This window comes from Pseudoxanthomonas sp. LjRoot127 (assembly GCF_964253495.1).
GTDB lineage: Bacteria > Pseudomonadota > Gammaproteobacteria > Xanthomonadales > Xanthomonadaceae > Pseudoxanthomonas_A.
Genome location: NZ_CAXUQR020000001.1, coordinates 487,962 through 505,929, shown reverse-complemented (window position 1 = coordinate 505,929; position 17,968 = coordinate 487,962). Strand labels below are relative to the sequence as shown.

The following is a 17,968-nucleotide window of genomic DNA, read 5'->3' as shown; positions in this document are numbered from 1 at the left end:
CCGTGCGCCGCACGTCAGGCGCGCGTGACCGGCGCACCGATGGCGTCGTGTTCGCCCGTATGGCTGAAGCTGCGGTTGCGGCCGGCCTGCTTGGCGCGGTAGAGCGCGGCGTCTGCGCGGTCGAACACGTCTTCCGGTCCGACATCGTCGCCGGACGTATAGGTGTGGATGCCGACGCTCGCGGTGAACGGCGGCGGTGCGCCCGCGTTCGCGCCGTGCGGCTTGCGTGCGTGGTTGGCCAGGTCCACGTGGATGGTGGTGGCGATGGTGGCCGCTGCCTGTGCCGAGGTCTCCGGCAGCAGCACCGCGAACTCGTCGCCTCCCAGGCGTGCGACCAGGTCGCGCGGACGGCGCGCGCGGCTGCGGAGGATGCGCCCGAGCGACTTCAGGGCGGCGTCGCCGGCCGCATGTCCCTGCGTGTCGTTGAGCTGTTTGAAGTGGTCGATGTCCATCACCAGCAGCGAAAGCGGTTGGCCGCTGCGGCGCGCGATGCGCAGTTCGTGGTCCAGGGCATGGTCGAACCGGCTGCGGTTGGCCAGCCCGGTAAGGGAGTCCGACTGCGCCTGCTGGTGGGTACGCCGCAGCAGGCGGTAGATCCACAGCGAAGCGCCCAGCGCCAGCACCAGCAGGGCGGGCACCGGGGAGAACCAAGCGTGGGCATAGCGCAGCAGCAGGATCGACAGCACCACGACGCCGGCCATCGTCAGGATGGTGGGGCGCCAGATATGGCGGAGCCCGGGCAGCAGCGAGAGCAGCAGCGGAAGCGCCGCCAGCGTCGCTGCCAGCATCGCCTGCCAGCCTTCCGACATCGGCGTGATGGCGGCGCGTTTCAGCAGCATGTTCAGCAGGTTGGCCTGGTAGTCGGTCCCGCTCATGCTGGCGTTCGGGGGCTGGCCGGGCGCGCGCGCCAGCGGCCCCATGCCGGTCGCGCTGACGCCGACGAGGATCCAGTTGCCGCGCAGCAGCGACGCCGGGATGCGCTGGTTGAGGATGTCCGTATACGACACGTGGCGGAACGCATTCGGCGGCGAAGTGAACGGCACCCGGACCTCGTAGTCGCGTACCCACTCCGACGCGGAGGCCGGTTCCAGGCCCGTCATGACCAGCCGGCGCCCGGGCAACTCCGTGCCCGCGCCCTGGTCGAGCTGCAGCAATGCCAACGCCAGCGCGGGCCAGTGCGGCGAGCCAAGGCCGGCGCGCAGATAAGCCGTGCGCGCCACGCCGTCGGCATCCAGCGCCATCTCGGCATGGCCCAGCGATGCCGCCGAGGCCGCGAACTCGGGGATCGGCATCAGTTCGACCGTGGAGCTGTTGAGCTGGACCGGCTCGGCCAGCACCGGCAGCACCACCCGGCCGCTGCGGCTGATCGCGCGCGCCAGCAGGGCGTCGCCCTCGGGATCGAACAGTGCGGGCTCCGACAGCAGCACGTTGAATGCGATGCCCTTCACATCGGTGAGCCGCAGACGGTCGACGAGTTGCGCATGCGTGCGCCGCGACCACGGCCACCGGCCGAGTTCGGCCAGGCTTTTCTGGTCGACGTCGACCACCACGATGCGGGGGTCGGCGTCCGGCGCTGCGCCCAGGATCAACCGGTCATACACCCACGCATCGAGCGGGGCGGTGATCCCGGACAGGGTGACGAGAATCGCCAGCGCGGCCGCGCCCACCGCCGTCAGCAGGCGGGGTTTCCATTTGGGCGTGGCCGGGGCGGTGCTCACAGGGCCAGCAGTATGAGCAATGCGCCGGCTCCCGCGCCAATCCGGCACCAGCGGCAGGGCACCTCGACCACCTGGGCAGGCGGGAACGGGCCTTCGAAGCCATCCACGTCGATGGTCTGGGCGCGCAGGTACCAGGTACCCGAGCGCAGCCGGGGCAGGGTGATCTCGGCCTCGGCGACGAGTTCGTCGACCTGCGGGGCGCTGAAATCCGGGGTCCGCGACATCTGGAAGCGATAGCGCTGCCCGGGTTGGCCGGCTGGCCAGCGGAAGGTCACGTCACGGGTGCTGCCAGGCTCGGCCGCAGCGCGGTCGATGTCGGTGATCTCCGCCAGCGGACGCACGGTGAAGGCCACGCTGTCGCCGAAGGGCCCGGCCTTCCCGGTGCCGTCCACGCTGCGGATGCGCCAGGCGTAGTCGCCGGGGGGCAGGGGATCGGGTAGCCGGGCCTGCGTGGTGCCCTCGATGCGCGCCTGCGCGACGGGCTGGTGGAAACCGGAGGGGCCCGCCACCTCATAGTCGTACGCGGTGGCGCCAGGCGCCTGCGTCCAGGCCAGGTCTACCCCGGGCGTGCGAATGACGCCCCCTGCGGCAGGCGCGATGGAATACGGTGCCGCGGGCTGGTCATCGATCTGCAGGCTTGCGACCGCATCGTGGCCTTCCAGCCCGGCGGACGAGATCGCACGGACACGTACGAAGTAATGGCCTGCTCCGAGCGCAGGCAGCGTGTAGCGCGGAGCATCGCTTTCGGCATCCACCCTCAGGCTGTCGAACGAACGCTGCGCACTGGCCTGGATGCGGTATCGCTGCGCGCCGGGGACGGCAGGCCACGCGAGATCCGCGCGGGCACGCTGCGACAGTGGCGCCAGGCGCGACAGGTCGGGCGCCGGCAACAGCGCGACCGGGGTGACTGCGGCCTGGCCCTGCGCCACCACCGCGCCGAAACCCCGGCGAAGCACGGCGCCGCGCTGGCGGGGAGCGCTGACCGCGACACGTCCTTCCAGCACCTCGGTGTGCGTCTTGTCGTCGCGGGCTTCCACGCGGAACTGCGTGCCGCGCACCGCGGACGATGCGCTGGGGGTGTCCACGATGAAGTTGGCCGCCGGTCCACGCAGGTGGCGGACGTCATTGCCGATGCGCCCGCGCTGCAGGCGCAGCCGGGTGTCGGCCATGCCGGAACGGCCGAAGCGGGTCAGCCGGTCGAGCAGCAACTCGCTGCCGCCGAGCAACAGCAGCCGCGAGCCGTCGGCGAACTGCAGGCTGAGCGAGGCCTCCGGCGAGGTCGTCACGCGCGCGCCGCTGCCCAGCGACATCCCGGCCGTCACCGGCGCATCGCGGCCGGCTGCGGTGCGTGCCACCGCAGCGCCCTGCAGCGCGACGACCTTGGCGGTCGCCGGCTGGTCATGCAGCCATTCGAGCGGAATCCGCAGTGTGCTGCCCGGTGGCAACTGGTAGGGGTTCGCGATGCGGTTGTGCGCCTGCAGCCGCTGCCAGGGGATCGAAGGCTTGAGGTACGCGCCGGTCACATCCCACAGCGTGTCGCCGGGACGGACGCGATAGACCCATTCCTGCGCGTGGACCGACCACGACGCCAGCACCAGCATCGCCAGGCCGCACCAGCCCAGCCATCCTTTCCCCCGGCTCGCCCGCCCTCGCATTGCACGCTCCCGCATTGATCGTCAGGAAATGTTGAATCGATCACAATTATAGAAGCTTTGATCCGGCATCTGGCCGGTGTTGCCCTTGTTCGTCGTTAATGTGACTTGGCTTGGCGGAGCGCGCCCCGTCCCGGCACCCTCAGGGTGTGCCGCCCCACCGGGCGGCGATGCGGCGCGCCAGCGCGTAGGGCTCCGGCGCATCGCGGTTGGTCAATACGATGACCGTCAGCCGTTGCGCCGGAAAGCGCAGCAGGACGTTGCGGAAGCCGATGCTTTCGCCCGAGTGCCACTGCATGCCGCCCTGCAGGCGCCATCCGAAGCCGTAGTGCGCCACGTCGGGTTCCCGCGTGGTGATCGAAGGCGCGAACGCCAGTGCGCGCGACGCGGCCGACAAGAGTCGATCGTCGTAGAGCGCGGCGTCCCAGCGCGCAAGATCCCCGATCGATGAGTAGATTCCCCCGTCGCCGAGCACCGCGCTGGTCATGCTCTGGTCGGTGCGCCGCCAGCGGCCGTCGCGGAGGCTGTAACCGAATGCGCGATCGGCTACCGGCGGGCCTTCGTCTTCGCGTGCCTGCGTCGCGGTCATGCCCAGTGGCGTGAAGATGCGCGCGCGCACGAACTCGGCGAACCGCTGTCCGGAGGCGCGCTCCACGACCAGCGACAGCAGCGCATAGCCGCTGTTGCTGTAACGGTAGGTGCTGCCGGCGGGAAAGTAGAGACGATCCTCGCGTTCCAGCAGGCGCAGCACATCCGCATCACGTACCTGTCGCGTCTGCGTGGCGGGAACGAGATCCTCGTAGTCGACCAGGCCCGACGTGTGGGTGAGCAGATGGCGAAGCGTGATGCCTTCGGCCGCCGCGGGCAGCGAAGGCAGCCAGCGCAGCAGCGGATCATCGACCGTCAGCATCCCGTCCTCGGCGAGCAGGAGCACGCAGGCGGCGGTGAACTGCTTGCTGATCGAGGCGAGGCGGAAGTTGGTCCCGGGCGAAGCGGCGATACCTGCTTCCAGATCGGCCATGCCATAGCTGCGCTGGAAGACGGGCACGCCCTCCTTCAGCACCAGTACCGACGCGCCCGGGACCTGGCCCGCATAGTCACGCATCCATGCGTCGATATCGTCTTTGCGCGTGGCGGCGCTCGCCTCGACGTTCGCCATCACCAGGATCCCCCACAGACAGGCTGCTTTCATCGCCTTCTCCCGGCCACCCAGGGCGAAGCCTAGCACCGGCTCAGTCGAGGGCGGCTTCGGCGCGGAGTTGACGCTCGCGTTCATGGCCCAGGTAGCGGCGGATGCCATGCCGCATCAGGTAAAGCAGCGGGATCAGCGCGATGGCCGCCAGCATCTTGTACACGTAGTTCACCGTGCTGACCGCCAGGAACAGCGAGGTCGGCCACTTCTGCGGCCCCAGCACGAAGGCGATGTAGATCACCACGAAGCTGTCCACCAGCTGCGAGATCGCGGTGGAGCCGGTGGCGCGCAGCCACACCCAGCGTTCGCCGGTAGCCTCGCGGATGCGGTGGAATACCGACACGTCGATCAGTTGTCCCATCAGGAACGCCACCACCGAGCCGGCGATCGTCCACATGCCCTGACCGAAGATGGCGGCGAAGGCCTTCTGGTAATCCGGCACGCCCTGCGCCTGTGCCGCGTCCACCCACCAGCCTGCCGGCGCCAGCGCGATCGCGGCGAAGGCGAAGAGGAAGCCGTAGACGATCAGCGCCACCGCCAGCCACGAGATGAAGCGCACGCCGCGCTTACCGAAGAACTCGTTGATGGTGTCCGTGAGGACGAACACGAACGGCCACAGCAGCGTACCGGCGGTGAAGCTGAGCGAGCCCGTCTGGCCGAACAGGTTCCATTCCAGCGGCGCGATGCCCAGTGTGTCTTCCAGCGCGAAGATCTTGACGCCGATGAACTCGGCCAGCACCGCGTTGGCGCAGAACACCGCCGCCAGCACGATGAAGAGGCGGACCGCACGGTCGTCCAGCGTGCGCGGCGCGTCCATCGGTCAGCGCTCCCCGGCGCGGGTGAACGGCATGGTTTCCGGTGCCACGGCACCGCCGGAAATGATGAAGCTCATCGCCTGGTCCACCGTCCAGTCGGTCGGCGTCAGCAGCTCGACCGGCACGATCTCCAGGTAACCCGACGTCGGGTTGGGCGTGGTCGGCACGTAGACGGCGGCGAGTTCGCGGCCGCTGCCTTCCTCACGGATCACCCGCGTCACCAGGCCGACCGATTTCATCTCCCGGTGCGGGAAGTCGATCAGCACCACGCGCTGCGTGCTGCCCGGCTTGGTCTCGAGCATGTCCAGCAGCTTGCGTGCGCTGGTGTAGATGACGTTCGCCAGCGGTACGCGCGCGATCAGCGCCTCGAACCAGCTCAGCAATCGCTGCCCGACCACGCGCCGCGTCAGCGCACCCACGGCCAGGATCACGAACAGCGTCGCGACCATGGCGATGGTGTTCTGCACCCACAGGCCGTTGAACCACCCCAGCGACTGCGGGAACGTAGCCGCGATCTGGTGCGACAACGGCTCCACCCACGGCTTGCTGATGTCGGACAGCAGCACGAACACGAACTTGATGACGACCCACGTCAGCCAGATGGGCAACAGGGTCAGCAGACCGGTGATGAAGAGCTTCTGCACCGAGACGCGGTGCGGGGGATGGTCGGGGAGCATGGGCCTATTGTAGGCCGCTGCAGGGCGGTGGCTGTAGCGCCATCGGTGAAACGCCGTGATGCCGTCCGCGCCTCAGCGTGCCGTCGTGCGCGCCTCGGGCTTCAACCGCACGTAGATCTGCTTGCGCACGCGGGCGACGACTTCGTTCTGCGCATTGAACACGTCGGCCGGCATCCAGCGGAGGTACTTCTGGCCATCGGCTGCCCCGGCGCGGATCTCGTCCAATACATGGCCGTCCAGCCTGAACTCGGCGTGCAGCGTGCCCTTGCCCGGCTTCACGAATTCGATCTCGGCGGCCTTGTCCCAGACGTAGTAGTCGGGACCCAGCCGCTCCTTGGCCAGGATCATCCAGAACGGATCGGTCATCGCGAACAGGCTGCCGCCGAAATGGGTGCCCACGTAGTTGCGGTTCCAGGGGCGCATGCGCAGTTCGACACGCGCGAAGGTCCAGTCGTCGGCCAGCTCGGTGACGTGGATGCCGCTGAGCAGGAAGGGCGGCCACACGTTGAAGATGTGGCGCAGGGTACCGGGTTTCATGCAGGACGACGGAGGGATCAGGAAGGGACGGGAAGGTATTCGCGGATCAGAACAGCAGGGAGGACATCTTCCGGCGGTACTGGCCCACCAGCGCGTCGTCCTCGATTACCCGGAACGCATCGATCAGGCTCTTGCGCGGCAGGCCATCCTCGAAGGACCGGTCGCGCTTCAGCATTTCCAGGAACTGGTCCAGCGCCTCTTCGGATTCGCCCGCGACCAGCGCGTGCACACCCAGCAGGTGGCGCGCGCGCAGGTCGTCGCCATTCGCGGCGACCGCGGCGCGCAGGACCTCCCGCGCAGGTGCGTCCTTCAGGGCGGCCGCGAATCCGAGCCGGGCGCGGGCCTTGACTGCGCGGTCGTCGGTGGCAAGGTTCGCGGGCAGCGCGTCGAGCAGCCGCTCGGCCTCGCTCGCGTCGCCGGTCTTCAGCAGGGCGAGGACCAGGTCGAGCTTCAGTTCGTCCTTGTCGGGCTCGACGGCGACGGCCTCGCGCAGGGCGGCGACCTGGTGCTGGGGATCCAGCGGGACTTCTTCGACGAGGGCGTCGGCCGCTTCTGCCGGCTGGATGCCGTGCGAAGCGAGGAACTCGCGCAACTGGCCTTCCGGCAGGGCACCCGGGAAGCCGTCGACCAGTTGTCCGTCCTTGACCAGGAACACGGTCGGCACCGAGCGGATCTGGAAGGCGGCCGCGATCTGCTGCTCCTTGTCCACGTCGACCTTGGCCAGCAGGAAGGCGCCGTTGTATTCCCCGGCCAGCTTCTCGAGGATCGGCCCCAGCGTCTTGCACGGCCCGCACCACGTGGCCCAGAAGTCGACGAGGACCGGAACCTCCAGCGACTTGCGCAGGACTTCGGCTTCGAAGGTTTCGGTGGTGGCATCGAAAACGTGGGGCAGTTCGCTCATCGGGGCGCTCTTGGGCGTGTGGGGGCGTGGCGTTCAGATGGTGTCGCGGGCCGCAGGATACAAGGCGATGTAAAAAGTGTTTGACATTCGCCGATTGACATGTAAAGTTTGCCTTACATTTTGTATAGCGAAGGTTACTCAATGCGAGTGCAGCGAGCGAAGTGGTGGATCCTGCTTTTCGGCGCCATGCTGGCGTTCTGGGGATTGCTGGCGGGGCCCGACGTGCTGCTGGGCGTCGACCTGGGCAAGTGGGGAACGGCCCTGCTGGTGACGGTCGCCTGGATCTCGATGTTTGCGGTGTCGCGCGCACCCGTGGACGAGGCCGAGCGCATCCTGTCGCCGGGTGAGTGGAAGGCCTGGGTCGGCGTCGCCTTCATGCTGGCGGCGACCGGATACTTTCTGGCCAAGGCGCATGTCTTCGCCGATGGTCCGGCGGCGGAGAATGACGGCGCCCGCGCTGTGGGACGCAACCTGGCGTTGCTGCTGGTCGCCTGGAGCGTGCTCCTGGGTGTGCTGGGCGCGCGCTGGAAGGGGCGCGTGCAGGAGGATGAGCGCGACCGCGAGATCGAAAAGCAGGCGGCAGGCTGGGGACGTGGCGCCTTGACGTTCTGCCTGATCGGACTGGCGGCGATGCTGGCGTTCTCGCCTTCCGACCGGTTGGCATGGGCCACGCACTTCATGATCGCGAACCTGCTGGTGTTCGCGCTGATGTGGGGCTGGCTGTGCGAGTACGTGGCGACGGCCTTGCTGTACTGGCGTGATCGTCGGGAGGTCCGGGCATGAGTGCCGGGCGGGAGACGGTGAAAGCGGGGTTCGGCGAGCGGTTCGCCCGCAACTCGGCCTTGGGCATGTCCGGGCTGGCGTTGTTCGCCGCCATCGCGGTGGTCGTGCAGGGCGGGGTGTTCCCCTTCCTGTCGACCACCGCCTGTTTGGCGATGTCGTATTTCTTCCGGCGTCGCGCTCGGCAGGAAGAAGCGGACCGCCGTCACGCGATCGAGGACGAGCGCGACGACGTGCTGCTGGCACCTGGTGACCGCTCGTTCCGCATTGCCGCCAGTATCTGGATGGTAGGTCTTGCCATTGCGCTGGCTTGGCCGCCTGTGCGCGAGGCGTTGCTGGCGCCCGTGTTGCGGGTGCCGGGCCTGTTGCTGGTGGGCGTGACGGTGGCCAATGTCGCGGGCCATGCGACCGTTGCGGCGCTCTATCGGCGCGATCGTGCATGACCGGCACGCCGATCGCCAATGACATCCGCCGGCTGCGCTTCGAGCGCGGCGAGATGACGCAACAGGCACTGGCCGATGCCTGTGGCGTGACACGCCAGACCATCATCGCGCTGGAGGCGGGGCGCTACGCACCGTCGCTGGAACTGGCGTTCCGCATTGCGCGGGCGTTCGGCGTGGGGATCGACGAGGTATTCAGATGGGGCGGCGAATGAACAGTGCGTGGACGTGGAGCGGGTGGGCGGCCCTGGGCGTGTTCGTGTTGGCGGTGGTCGGCTTCGGCACGGCGTTGTCCGGCTATTCGCAGGTCTGGCATCCGGTGGCGGTGCTGGGCGCGAAAGGCGTCCAGCACGCGGTGGCGTTCAACATGTTCGGATTCGTCCTGACGGGTCTGCTGGCGGCGTCGGCGGCGCTTCGCCTGCGTCGCCATGTACCGCACGACGCCGGCTGGCCGCTGCGCGTGGGCACGCAACTCATTCTGCTGTCGGCGCTGGGGTTCGCGGCGATGGGGCTGCTGCCGCTCGATCCATCGGATTTGGACAATCCGGCCAGCAGCCTGCACGCCACGGCGTGGATGCTCTGGTGGGTGGCCTTCGTGCCGGGCGCGCTGCTGATCGCGCTCGGTCTGCGTGGACGACAGTCCTGGCGCGGGCTGGCATGGGCCAGCGTCGTGGCGGCGCTGCTGGTGCTGTTCGTCGCGCTGCTGGCGGTGGAGCTGATGCCGGCGGGCCTGGCCCAGCGCATGGGCTACCTAGGCTGGCTGGGGTGGTTGTGCGTGGCGTCGCGACACCGCGGCGCGTAGGGAGCTGGCTCCGCTGCGCTCGGGTGGATGAGGGCGCGAGCTGGCCCAAGGAGCAACTGGGCTAGCGCGACCCCCCGGGCACGGTTACGGCTGGCGATACACCTTGCCGTCCTTCATCACGAAATCCACCTTCAACACGGCGTTGATGTCCTCCACCGGATTGCCGGGCACCGCCACGATATCCGCGCGCTTGCCGGCTTCGATCACGCCCTGGTCGTCCACGCCGAGCACCTCCGCCGCACGGATCGTCGCTGCCTGCAGGGCGTAAGCGGCCGGCATGCCGGCTTCGACCATGTAGACGAACTCGCGTGCGTTGTCGCCGTGCGGCCCCACGCCCATGTCCGTGCCGAAGGCGATCTTCACGCCGTTGCGGTAGGCCATGCCCGCCGTCTGCTGGATGAGTGCGCCGATGCGTTCGGCCTTCGGCCTTACCACGGCCGGGAAATAGCCATCGATCTTCGCCTTCTCGGCGACGAAGCGGCCGGCCGAGATCGTCGGGACGTACCAGGTGCCGTGCTGCTTCATCAGCCGCATCACCTCGTCGTCCATGTAGGTACCGTGCTCGATGCTGGTGACGCCACCCAGGATGGCGCGCTTCATGCCCTCCTTGCCGTGCGCGTGCGCCGCGACGCGGAAGCCGTAGTCGCGCGCGGTGTCGACGATCGCCTTGACTTCCTCGACGGTGAACTGCGGTGCGTCGCCGGACTTGGCGTAGCTCAGGACGCCGCCGGTGGCGGTGATCTTGATGACGTCGCTGCCGTCCTTGTAGCGCTGGCGCACGGCTTGGCGGGCGTCGTCGATGGAGTTGATGACGCCTTCGGTCGGTCCCGGCGGGCCAATCAGGTGCGCCAGATGGGTATTGAAGCCGTTGGTGGGATCGGCGTGGCCGCCGGTGGTGGCGATGGAGGTGCCAGCGGCGAAGATGCGCGGCCCCTTCACGGCACCCTGGTTCACGGCATCGCGCAGGTGCAGGGTCACGTCACCGCCGAGGTCGCGCACGCTGGTGAAGCCGGCCATCAAGGTCTTCTCGGCGTATCCCACCGAGCGGTAGGCGAAATCCACCGGGTCCAGGCGGAAACCTTCCGAGTAGCTCTGCGGGCTGGATTCGCCGTCCAGGTGCACGTGCAGGTCGGTCCAGCCCGGCGTGCAGGTATGGTCGGCCAGGACGATCGATTCGGCATCGGCGAGCTTGGCGCGGCCGGGGATGACCTCGGCGATCCGGCCGTCGCGGACCAGGATGGTGTGCTCACCCAGGACCTTCCCGCTGCGGGCATCGAAGACCCGGTCGCAGTGCAGGGCCAGCGTCGCCGGCGCAGCCGGTGCGGCAGCCCTCGCGGTCATGCAGGCGGTCAGGCCGCAAGCGGCCATGGCGAGGGCAAGGACGGTCTTGTTCATGTGGGATCCCCTGTTTCGACCCCGTCATGCTAACTGCTGGCATGGCGGGTCATGGTGCGCTGCGGTACCCTTGGCGGCTTTGCCGTAGCCGTCTCCGCACGCCGCCATGCCCACTGCCGCCGAACCCGTCTCCTACGATCCGAAATCCGTCGAGTCCCAGGCCCAGTCCTTCTGGGAGGCCCGGCGCGCCTTCGAGGTCGACGAGCGGTCGGACAAGCCGAAGTACTACTGCCTCTCGATGCTGCCGTATCCGTCGGGTGCGCTGCACATGGGCCATGTGCGCAACTACACGATCGGCGACGTGATCAGCCGCTACAAGCGAATGACCGGCCACAACGTGCTGCAGCCGATGGGCTGGGACGCCTTCGGCCTGCCGGCCGAGAACGCCGCGATCAAGAACAAGACCGCGCCGGCCAAGTGGACCTACGCCAACATCGACCACATGCGCAGCCAGCTGAAGTCGCTGGGCTACGCGATCGACTGGTCGCGCGAGTTCGCCACCTGCCGCCCGGACTATTACGTGCACGAGCAGCGCATGTTCACGCGCCTGCTGCGCAAGGGCCTGGCCTACCGCAAGAACTCGGTGGTGAACTGGGATCCGGTCGACCAGACCGTGCTGGCCAACGAGCAGGTCATCGATGGGCGCGGCTGGCGCAGCGGCGCGCTGGTGGAGAAGCGCGAGATTCCGCAATGGTTCCTGCGAATCACCGACTACGCGCAGGAACTGCTGGACGGGCTGGACGACCTGCCGGGCTGGCCGGATGCGGTCAAGACCATGCAGCGCAACTGGATCGGCCGTTCCGAAGGCCTGGAAATCCAGTTCAACGTCGAGGGCCACGAGCCGCTGACGGTGTTCACCACTCGACCCGACACGCTGATGGGCGTGACCTTCGTGTCGATCGCCGGTGAACATCCGCTGGCACTGAAGGCAGCGGCGTCGAATCCGGCACTGGCCGCGTTCCTGGAAGAGCTGAAGCATGGCGGCGTCTCGGAGGCGGAACTGGAGACGCAGGAAAAGCGCGGCATGGATACCGGCCTGCGCGCCATCCATCCGATCACCGGCGACCGGGTACCGGTGTGGGTCGCCAACTTCGTGCTGATGGGCTACGGCACCGGCGCGGTCATGGCCGTGCCCGGCCACGACCAGCGCGACTTCGAGTTCGCCACCAAGTACGCGTTGCCGATCCAGCAGGTCATCGCGCTGAAGGCACCGAGGAACGAGGAGGAGAAGGCCTACGACGCCACCACCTGGCGCGACTGGTACAGCGACAAGACGCGGGACGACCTGGAACTGGTCAACTCCGGCGAGTTCGACGGGCTGGACTACCGCGGCGCGTTCGAAGCTTTTGCCGAGCGCTTCGAGCGCAAGGGCCAGGGCCAGCGTCGCGTGAATTACCGCCTGCGCGACTGGGGCGTCAGCCGCCAGCGCTACTGGGGCTGCCCGATTCCCGTCATCTACTGCCAGAGCTGCGGCGCCGTGCCGGTGCCGGACGCCGACCTGCCGGTCGTGCTGCCCGAGAACGTCACCCTGGACGGCGTCAAGTCGCCGATCAAGGCCGACCCGGAATGGCGCAAGACGAAGTGTCCGCAGTGCGGCGCCGCCGCCGAGCGCGAGACCGACACCTTCGACACCTTCATGGAATCGAGCTGGTACTACGCGCGCTACACCTCGCCCGGCGCGAAGGACATGGTCGACAAGCGCGGCAACTACTGGCTGCCGGTCGACCAGTACATCGGCGGCATCGAGCACGCGATCCTGCACCTGATGTACTTCCGCTTCTACCACAAGCTCCTGCGCGACGCGCGGCTGGTGGACAGCGACGAGCCGGCTACGAACCTGCTGACGCAGGGCATGGTGATCGCCGAGACGTTCTATCGCGACAATGCCGATGGTTCGAAGGACTGGATCAATCCGGTCGATGTCGAGATCCAGCGCGACGACAAGGCGCGTGTCGTCGGCGCGACGCTGAAGGCCGACGGTCAGCCGGTGAAGATCGGTCCCGTCGAAAAGATGTCGAAGTCGAAGAACAACGGCGTCGATCCGCAATCGATGGTCGACAAGTTCGGTGCGGATACCGTGCGTCTGTTCTCCATGTTCGCCGCACCACCCGAGCAGTCGCTCGAATGGAACGAGGCAGGTGTGGAAGGCATGGCGCGGTTCCTGCGCCGCCTGTGGACGCAGGTGCAGAAGCATGCCGCCGATGGCGCTTCGTCGGCGTTGGACGTGGCCGCGCTGAACGCGGACCAGAAGGCCCTGCGCCGCAAGACCCACGAGACCATCGACAAGGTCGGCCACGATTACGGCAAGCGCCACAGCTTCAACACCGCCATCGCGGCGGTGATGGAACTGTCCAACGCGCTGGGCAAGTTCGACGATGCCTCCCCTGAGGGGCGCGCCGTGCGCCAGGAAGCGCTGGAAGCGGCCGTGCTGCTGCTCAATCCCATCACGCCGCACGCGAGCCATGCGCTGTGGCAGGCGCTGGGCCACGGGGAAACGCTGATCGAGGATGTGGCGTTCCCGGTCGTGGACCCTGATGCACTGGTGCGCGACTCGGTAACGCTCGCGGTGCAGGTGAACGGCAAGCTGCGCGGCACCATCGACGTCGCCGCCGATGCGCCGCGCGACCACGTGGAAGCGCTCGCCAGGGCCGAGCCCAACACCGCGAAGTTCCTCGAGGGCCTGGCCATCCGGAAGGTCATCGTGGTGCCCGGCAAGATCGTCAACATCGTCGCGGGGTAAGGCACTCGACCGCCTTGCCCCTGTGTTCACCTCCGGTCCGGCTACGCTCTTGCCGCCCATGACAGGCTCGTCCAGACTTCGACCATGACCCGATTCCGCCTGCCCGCCCTCATCCTCGCCCTGACCCTGCTGGCCGGTTGCGGCTTCCACCTGCGCAACAAGATCGCGCTGCCGGCGGACCTGGGGCCGGTACGCGTGGAGGCATCATCGACTTCCTACAGCGCGCTGGTGACCAGCCTGTCGCGCGGCCTCCAGGCGGCCGGTGCCACGCTCGCCTCGTCGATCGGCGACGAACGCGACGAACGCGACGATACGGCGTCCGGACAGGTCGCCACGCTCCGCGTCGTGTCCGAGCGTTGGGGCGATCTTCCGATCGCGGTCGACCAGTTCGGCCGAGCGCAGGAATTCAGCCTGCGCTATGCCGTCGTCTTCTCCTTCAAGAAGGCCGACGGCACCGACCTGGTGCCGCAGCAGGTGGTCGAACTGTCGCGCGACTACGTGTCGCCGCCGCAGGACGCGACCGGCACCTCGACCGAGCGCGAAGTGCTCGCCGACGAACTGCGCCGCGAGATGGCCGCCTCGATCCTGCGCCGCATCGACGGCGTCGTGCGTTCGGGCCCGGTGACGCCGGCCCCCTGATGGAACTCAAGCCGGAACAGCTGGCGGCGCGCGGAACCACCGAGCCGCTGCTGCCGGTATACCTGATCGCCGGCCCCGAGACGCTGCGGGTACTGGAAGCCGCGGATGCGGTGCGCGCGCAGGCGCGTGCGCAGGGCATCGGCGAACGGGAGGTCTTCGATGCCGACGGACGCGATTTCGACTGGGGCCAGCTGGAAGCGAGTTTCAATGCGCCCAGTCTCTTCAGCGCACAGCGATTGGTCGAAGTCCGCCTGCCGGGAGGCAAGCCGGGCAAGGAGGGCGCCGAGGTCATCAGCGCGTTCTGCGCCAACCCGCCGTCCGACGTGGTGCTGCTGATCACGGCCGGAGAGTGGGGCAAGGCCTATCAGGGCAAATGGAGCGATGCCATCACGCGCGTCGGCGTGCTGGCGGTGGCCTGGGCCATCAAGCCGCACGAACTGCCGGGCTGGATCGAAGGCCGCCTGCGCAGCAAGGGCCTGCGCGCGGATCGCGATGCGGTGCAGCTGCTGGCGGATCGCGTTGAAGGCAACCTGCTCGCCGCAGCACAGGAAATCGACAAGCTGGCCTTGCTCAGCGATGGCGAGGTGCTCGATGCCGAGCGCATGGAATCGCTGGTCGCCAATGCCGCGCGCTACGACGTGTTCCGCCTGACCGACGCCGTGCTGGCGGGGCAGGGGGCACAGGTGTCGCGCATCCTGGCGGGATTGCGCGCCGAGGGCGACGTCGTCGCGGGCCTGATGCCGATGATCGTCAAGGAGCTGCTGCGCACCGCGTCGCTGGCGCGGGTGCAGGCCAACGGCGGCAACCTCGCTGCCGAAATGAAATCGCAAGGCATCTGGGAGGCGAAGCAGGCGCCCTTCAAGCGCGCACTGCAGCGCCATACCACGCCCGCGCGCTGGGACCGCTTCGTCGCCGAGGCCTCGAAGATCGACCGCACCGCCAAGGGCCGTGGCGATGGCGACGCCTGGGTGGGGCTGGAGCGCCTGTTGCTGGCGATCGCGGACGCGAAGGCCGTGCGCCTGCTGGTCGCCTGATCCGGCGATGCTGCGCGTCTTCTACGGCGGTACTTTCGATCCCGTCCACAACGGACACCTGGCCATCGCGCGCGCGGCGCACGATGCCCTCGGCGTGCCGGTCCGCCTGATGCCGGCGGCGGATCCGCCGCATCGCGCTCCGCCGGGGGCCACCGCTGCGCAGCGCGCGCGCCTGCTCGACCTCGCCACGTGGGACATCCCGGGCCTGTGCGTGGATCGGCGGGAACTGGACCGCGCCGCGCGCGAGCCGACCTCCCGTTCCTACACGATCGACACGCTGCGGGAGCTGAGGAGCGAGCTGGGCAACGTCGTTCCCATCGCGCTTTTGATCGGCGCGGACAGCCTGCTCGGACTGCCCACCTGGCGGGCGTGGACGGCGCTGCTCGACCTCACGCATTTCGTCGTCGCCGACCGGCCGGGCAGTGGGCTGGATTCAGCGCTGCCGCCCGTGCTCGCCACCGCTCTCGAGGGTCGCTGGACGGACCACCCGGACGATCTGGCGCGGGTGGCCGCGGGGCGCGTGTTCCGCTTGCACCAGCCCCTTCAGCCCGAATCGGCCACCGAAATCCGGCGCCGCATCGCAACGGGCGAAGCCTGGCGCCAGCTCGTGCCCGCGCGGGTGGCGGACGCCATTGCCGACGAAAGGCTGTACGCCTCACGGGCCGCCGACACGGGTCCGCTATAATCCCGGCCGTATTCCCAGAGCCACCAAGCCTTTGTCCAGCCAAGCCCACGTCATCAAGACCCGCCTTCCCAGCCCGCCGCCGGCCCTGCCGGACCTGCTCGCCACGGTGCATGCCGCGGTACAGGAACTGAAAGCCAAGGATGTCGTCGAGATCGACGTGCGCGGCAAGTCCAGCGTCGCCGATTACCTGGTGATTGCCTCGGGCACTTCCACCCGCCACGTGAAATCGATCGCGGACGAGGTGGTGAAGTTCGCCAAGAAGCTCGACGTGATGCCGCTGGGCGTGGAAGGCGAGCGCGAGGCCGAGTGGGTACTGGTGGACCTCGGCGATGTCATCGTCCACGTCATGCTGCCCCGCGTGCGCGAGTTCTACGCGCTGGAGCGCCTCTGGACCGTCGGCGACCAGCCGCCGGAAGACGTCGAGACGGCGGACGAATCGCGCCTCTGATCCGCAGCCGCTCGACTCGGTGCAACGGCGCCCTCGTGGCGCCGTTCTCGTTCAAGGCGCGCGGCCTGCGACCGTTATCATGCGCACATGAAATGCCGCCTCATCGCTACCGGAGAACGCGCGCCCACATGGGTCGCGCAAGGCTTCGCCGAATACCAGAAGCGTCTGTCGCACTGGCTGCCGTTCGAACTGGTCGAGATCGAGCCCGGTCTGCGCGGCAAGGGCCGTGATCCGCAGCGGGCCATCGAAGACGAGGGAAAGCGGGTGTTGGCGGCGTTGCCGAAAAGCGCGCATGTCGTGGCGCTGGAAGTCACCGGCAAGCCTTACTCCTCCGAACAGCTCGCGCAACGGCTCGAACACTGGCGCACGCTGGGCCGCGACATCGCGTTGTTGATCGGCGGCCCCGAGGGCCATGCCCCGGATGTGCTCGCGGCGGCGCACGAGAAATGGTCGCTCAGTCCGCTGACGCTGCCGCACATGCTGGTGCGGCTGGTGGTCGCCGAACAGGTATACCGCGCGGCGGCGATGCTGGCGAATCATCCGTACCATCGCGCATGAGGCTTGCGACTCTCGGTAGGAGCGATGTAAGTCGCGACCGGGTGAGGTGCGCGGCAGGGACGGTCTAAGTGGAGAGTCGGCGACCCGTTGCGAGGTTGTCGGTGCTCTCTGGTGCGTGGTCGCGACTCACGTCGCACCTACAGGAACAGCAGGAAGCCCGCCTTTCGGCGGGCTTCCACTTTAAGTTCGGATGCATCACTGCAGGTTGAACGCGATCGGCACCAGGCCGTAAGCCTGCACCGCCTGTCCGTTCTGCATGGCGGGCTTGAAGCGCCAGGTCTTCAGCACGTGCTGCCGCGCTTCCTTGTCGAGGTTGCGGTTGCCGCTGCTGATCTCGACGGTCACGTCGACCGGCTTTCCATCGATGTCCACGAGCACGCGCAGGATCACCGTGCCCTGGATGCCGTTGCGCAGCTCGTTGGTCGGATAGCGCGGCGACGTCGCACGGACGTATTCCAGCGTGGCGGACGGCAGCGGGCCGGCGCCCAGCGACGTGCCGGTTGACGCGGTGCTGTCGATGGCCGGAAGGTCGATCGTGCGCTCAGTACCAGGGTCCACCACGGCCGGCGTGTCGACGATGGTCGTGTCCGTGGTCACCGTGCGGGCCGGAACGACCGGGCGCGGCTCCTCGCGCTTGACGGTGGTCTGCTGTTCCTCGATCGGTACGACGACCGGAACCGGCTCTTCCTTCTGGATCCAGCGCACCACGGGTTTCGGCTTGACCGTGGGCGTGATCGGGGGCGCCGCCATCGGCATCAGCAGCATGAGCAGGGCGGCGGCGTGCACCGCGATGGCGGCCGCGATGGCCGCGATGCGGCCGATGTCGATGCGGGTATCGGAACCGTGGGGTAGTGCGCGAACCATGATCCACCTCCTTGAGGGCTGTGAACGGAACAACGCTCGGTCGCGGGGAGTGGGGTTGCAACGTCCCGGCGCCGCACGTCCAGACTGTACT

At 68.2% G+C, this 17,968-nt stretch carries 19 protein-coding genes; 10 read left to right on the top strand and 9 right to left on the bottom strand.

The features are described 5' to 3' along the window. Positions 1-14: 14 nt before the first annotated feature. The 7 genes from ACSQ19_RS02410 to trxA all read right to left on the bottom strand — a co-directional run bounded on the left by ACSQ19_RS02410 (position 15) and on the right by trxA (position 7,492). Complete coding sequence (locus ACSQ19_RS02410) at positions 15-1,718, bottom strand: CHASE2 domain-containing protein (RefSeq protein ID WP_435999761.1); 1,704 nt, start codon at positions 1,716-1,718, stop codon at positions 15-17. Then, positions 1,715-3,373: a FecR domain-containing protein gene (locus ACSQ19_RS02405; RefSeq protein WP_435999759.1), complete on the bottom strand. Its 1,659-nt coding sequence runs from the start codon at positions 3,371-3,373 to the stop codon at positions 1,715-1,717. The genes ACSQ19_RS02410 and ACSQ19_RS02405 overlap by 4 nt, the downstream gene beginning before the upstream one ends. A 139-nt stretch (positions 3,374-3,512) precedes the next feature. Continuing rightward, positions 3,513-4,562 (bottom strand): serine hydrolase domain-containing protein, encoded by a 1,050-nt coding sequence (locus ACSQ19_RS02400; protein WP_435999757.1) that lies wholly within the window; start codon positions 4,560-4,562, stop codon positions 3,513-3,515. A 40-nt stretch (positions 4,563-4,602) separates the two neighbouring features. Beyond that, entirely contained in the window at positions 4,603-5,379 is a 777-nt protein-coding gene (locus ACSQ19_RS02395) for a queuosine precursor transporter (protein WP_435999755.1), read from the bottom strand. A 3-nt stretch (positions 5,380-5,382) separates the two neighbouring features. Beyond that, the gene (locus ACSQ19_RS02390) at positions 5,383-6,054 is read right to left on the bottom strand and encodes a DUF502 domain-containing protein (protein WP_435999753.1); all 672 of its coding nucleotides are present in this window, start codon (positions 6,052-6,054) and stop codon (positions 5,383-5,385) included. A 72-nt stretch (positions 6,055-6,126) separates the two neighbouring features. Beyond that, positions 6,127-6,591 carry a DUF4442 domain-containing protein gene (locus ACSQ19_RS02385; RefSeq protein WP_296280298.1) on the bottom strand — a complete coding sequence of 155 codons (465 nt, stop codon included), beginning with the start codon at positions 6,589-6,591 and terminating at the stop codon, positions 6,127-6,129. 46 nt (positions 6,592-6,637) lie between these two features. Beyond that, positions 6,638-7,492, bottom strand: coding sequence for a thioredoxin (gene trxA, locus ACSQ19_RS02380; protein ID WP_435999751.1), 855 nt, complete (start codon positions 7,490-7,492; stop codon positions 6,638-6,640). A 141-nt stretch (positions 7,493-7,633) separates the two neighbouring features. On the opposite strand from trxA, the gene ACSQ19_RS02375 reads away from it, so the two are divergent. The 4 genes from ACSQ19_RS02375 to ACSQ19_RS02360 are packed head-to-tail and all read left to right on the top strand — an operon-like array spanning position 7,634 to position 9,514. Then, on the top strand, positions 7,634-8,275 hold the full coding sequence (locus ACSQ19_RS02375) for a hypothetical protein (protein ID WP_296280302.1): 642 nt from the start codon (positions 7,634-7,636) through the stop codon (positions 8,273-8,275). Further along, entirely contained in the window at positions 8,272-8,715 is a 444-nt protein-coding gene (locus ACSQ19_RS02370) for a hypothetical protein (RefSeq protein ID WP_435999748.1), read from the top strand. Before ACSQ19_RS02375 ends, ACSQ19_RS02370 begins: the two co-directional genes overlap by 4 nt. Beyond that, complete coding sequence (locus ACSQ19_RS02365) at positions 8,712-8,927, top strand: helix-turn-helix transcriptional regulator (RefSeq protein ID WP_296280306.1); 216 nt, start codon at positions 8,712-8,714, stop codon at positions 8,925-8,927. The genes ACSQ19_RS02370 and ACSQ19_RS02365 overlap by 4 nt, the downstream gene beginning before the upstream one ends. Next, complete coding sequence (locus ACSQ19_RS02360; RefSeq protein ID WP_435999746.1) at positions 8,924-9,514, top strand: DUF998 domain-containing protein; 591 nt, start codon at positions 8,924-8,926, stop codon at positions 9,512-9,514. Before ACSQ19_RS02365 ends, ACSQ19_RS02360 begins: the two co-directional genes overlap by 4 nt. A gap of 84 nt (positions 9,515-9,598) precedes the next feature. Here ACSQ19_RS02360 and ACSQ19_RS02355 read toward each other — a convergent pair whose 3' ends face one another. Next, positions 9,599-10,909 carry an amidohydrolase family protein gene (locus ACSQ19_RS02355; RefSeq protein WP_435999743.1) on the bottom strand — a complete coding sequence of 437 codons (1,311 nt, stop codon included), beginning with the start codon at positions 10,907-10,909 and terminating at the stop codon, positions 9,599-9,601. 106 nt (positions 10,910-11,015) lie between these two features. Between ACSQ19_RS02355 and leuS the strand changes: the two genes are divergently transcribed. From leuS to rlmH, 6 genes are all read left to right on the top strand, one after another. After that, positions 11,016-13,649 (top strand): leucine--tRNA ligase, encoded by a 2,634-nt coding sequence (gene leuS, locus ACSQ19_RS02350; RefSeq protein WP_435999741.1) that lies wholly within the window; start codon positions 11,016-11,018, stop codon positions 13,647-13,649. A gap of 84 nt (positions 13,650-13,733) precedes the next feature. Continuing rightward, the gene (locus tag ACSQ19_RS02345) at positions 13,734-14,288 is read left to right on the top strand and encodes an LPS assembly lipoprotein LptE (protein ID WP_435999739.1); all 555 of its coding nucleotides are present in this window, start codon (positions 13,734-13,736) and stop codon (positions 14,286-14,288) included. Continuing rightward, positions 14,288-15,322, top strand: coding sequence for a DNA polymerase III subunit delta (gene holA / locus ACSQ19_RS02340; RefSeq protein WP_435999737.1), 1,035 nt, complete (start codon positions 14,288-14,290; stop codon positions 15,320-15,322). The genes ACSQ19_RS02345 and holA overlap by 1 nt, the downstream gene beginning before the upstream one ends. A 7-nt stretch (positions 15,323-15,329) precedes the next feature. After that, positions 15,330-16,007: a nicotinate-nucleotide adenylyltransferase gene (nadD, locus tag ACSQ19_RS02335; RefSeq protein WP_435999735.1), complete on the top strand. Its 678-nt coding sequence runs from the start codon at positions 15,330-15,332 to the stop codon at positions 16,005-16,007. A gap of 31 nt (positions 16,008-16,038) precedes the next feature. Next, a complete protein-coding gene (rsfS, locus tag ACSQ19_RS02330) occupies positions 16,039-16,455 on the top strand; it encodes a ribosome silencing factor (protein ID WP_056878289.1) in 417 nt (138 codons plus the stop codon). Positions 16,456-16,542: 87 nt separating this feature from the next. Next, complete coding sequence (gene rlmH, locus ACSQ19_RS02325; protein ID WP_241046881.1) at positions 16,543-17,013, top strand: 23S rRNA (pseudouridine(1915)-N(3))-methyltransferase RlmH; 471 nt, start codon at positions 16,543-16,545, stop codon at positions 17,011-17,013. A gap of 195 nt (positions 17,014-17,208) precedes the next feature. Here the strand turns inward: rlmH and ACSQ19_RS02320 are convergent, their stop codons facing one another. After that, positions 17,209-17,877, bottom strand: a complete 669-nt coding sequence (locus ACSQ19_RS02320; protein ID WP_435999732.1) for a TonB family protein — start codon at positions 17,875-17,877, stop codon at positions 17,209-17,211. Positions 17,878-17,968 lie beyond the last annotated feature (91 nt).

What these genes read in the sequence shown, in the direction of transcription:
- ACSQ19_RS02385 (WP_296280298.1), bottom strand. Translation starts at nt 6,591, where the DNA reads ATGAAACCCGGTACCCTGCGCCACATCTTCAACGTGTGGCCGCCCTTC.
- ACSQ19_RS02400 (WP_435999757.1), bottom strand. Translation starts at nt 4,562, where the DNA reads ATGAAAGCAGCCTGTCTGTGGGGGATCCTGGTGATGGCGAACGTCGAG.
- ACSQ19_RS02405 (WP_435999759.1), bottom strand. Translation starts at nt 3,373, where the DNA reads ATGCGAGGGCGGGCGAGCCGGGGGAAAGGATGGCTGGGCTGGTGCGGC.
- ACSQ19_RS02345 (WP_435999739.1), top strand. Translation starts at nt 13,734, where the DNA reads ATGACCCGATTCCGCCTGCCCGCCCTCATCCTCGCCCTGACCCTGCTG.
- holA (WP_435999737.1), top strand. Translation starts at nt 14,288, where the DNA reads ATGGAACTCAAGCCGGAACAGCTGGCGGCGCGCGGAACCACCGAGCCG.
- ACSQ19_RS02390 (WP_435999753.1), bottom strand. Translation starts at nt 6,054, where the DNA reads ATGCTCCCCGACCATCCCCCGCACCGCGTCTCGGTGCAGAAGCTCTTC.
- ACSQ19_RS02360 (WP_435999746.1), top strand. Translation starts at nt 8,924, where the DNA reads ATGAACAGTGCGTGGACGTGGAGCGGGTGGGCGGCCCTGGGCGTGTTC.
- leuS (WP_435999741.1), top strand. Translation starts at nt 11,016, where the DNA reads ATGCCCACTGCCGCCGAACCCGTCTCCTACGATCCGAAATCCGTCGAG.
- ACSQ19_RS02355 (WP_435999743.1), bottom strand. Translation starts at nt 10,909, where the DNA reads ATGAACAAGACCGTCCTTGCCCTCGCCATGGCCGCTTGCGGCCTGACC.
- nadD (WP_435999735.1), top strand. Translation starts at nt 15,330, where the DNA reads ATGCTGCGCGTCTTCTACGGCGGTACTTTCGATCCCGTCCACAACGGA.
- rlmH (WP_241046881.1), top strand. Translation starts at nt 16,543, where the DNA reads ATGAAATGCCGCCTCATCGCTACCGGAGAACGCGCGCCCACATGGGTC.
- ACSQ19_RS02375 (WP_296280302.1), top strand. Translation starts at nt 7,634, where the DNA reads ATGCGAGTGCAGCGAGCGAAGTGGTGGATCCTGCTTTTCGGCGCCATG.
- ACSQ19_RS02365 (WP_296280306.1), top strand. Translation starts at nt 8,712, where the DNA reads ATGACCGGCACGCCGATCGCCAATGACATCCGCCGGCTGCGCTTCGAG.
- ACSQ19_RS02320 (WP_435999732.1), bottom strand. Translation starts at nt 17,877, where the DNA reads ATGGTTCGCGCACTACCCCACGGTTCCGATACCCGCATCGACATCGGC.
- trxA (WP_435999751.1), bottom strand. Translation starts at nt 7,492, where the DNA reads ATGAGCGAACTGCCCCACGTTTTCGATGCCACCACCGAAACCTTCGAA.
- ACSQ19_RS02370 (WP_435999748.1), top strand. Translation starts at nt 8,272, where the DNA reads ATGAGTGCCGGGCGGGAGACGGTGAAAGCGGGGTTCGGCGAGCGGTTC.
- ACSQ19_RS02395 (WP_435999755.1), bottom strand. Translation starts at nt 5,379, where the DNA reads ATGGACGCGCCGCGCACGCTGGACGACCGTGCGGTCCGCCTCTTCATC.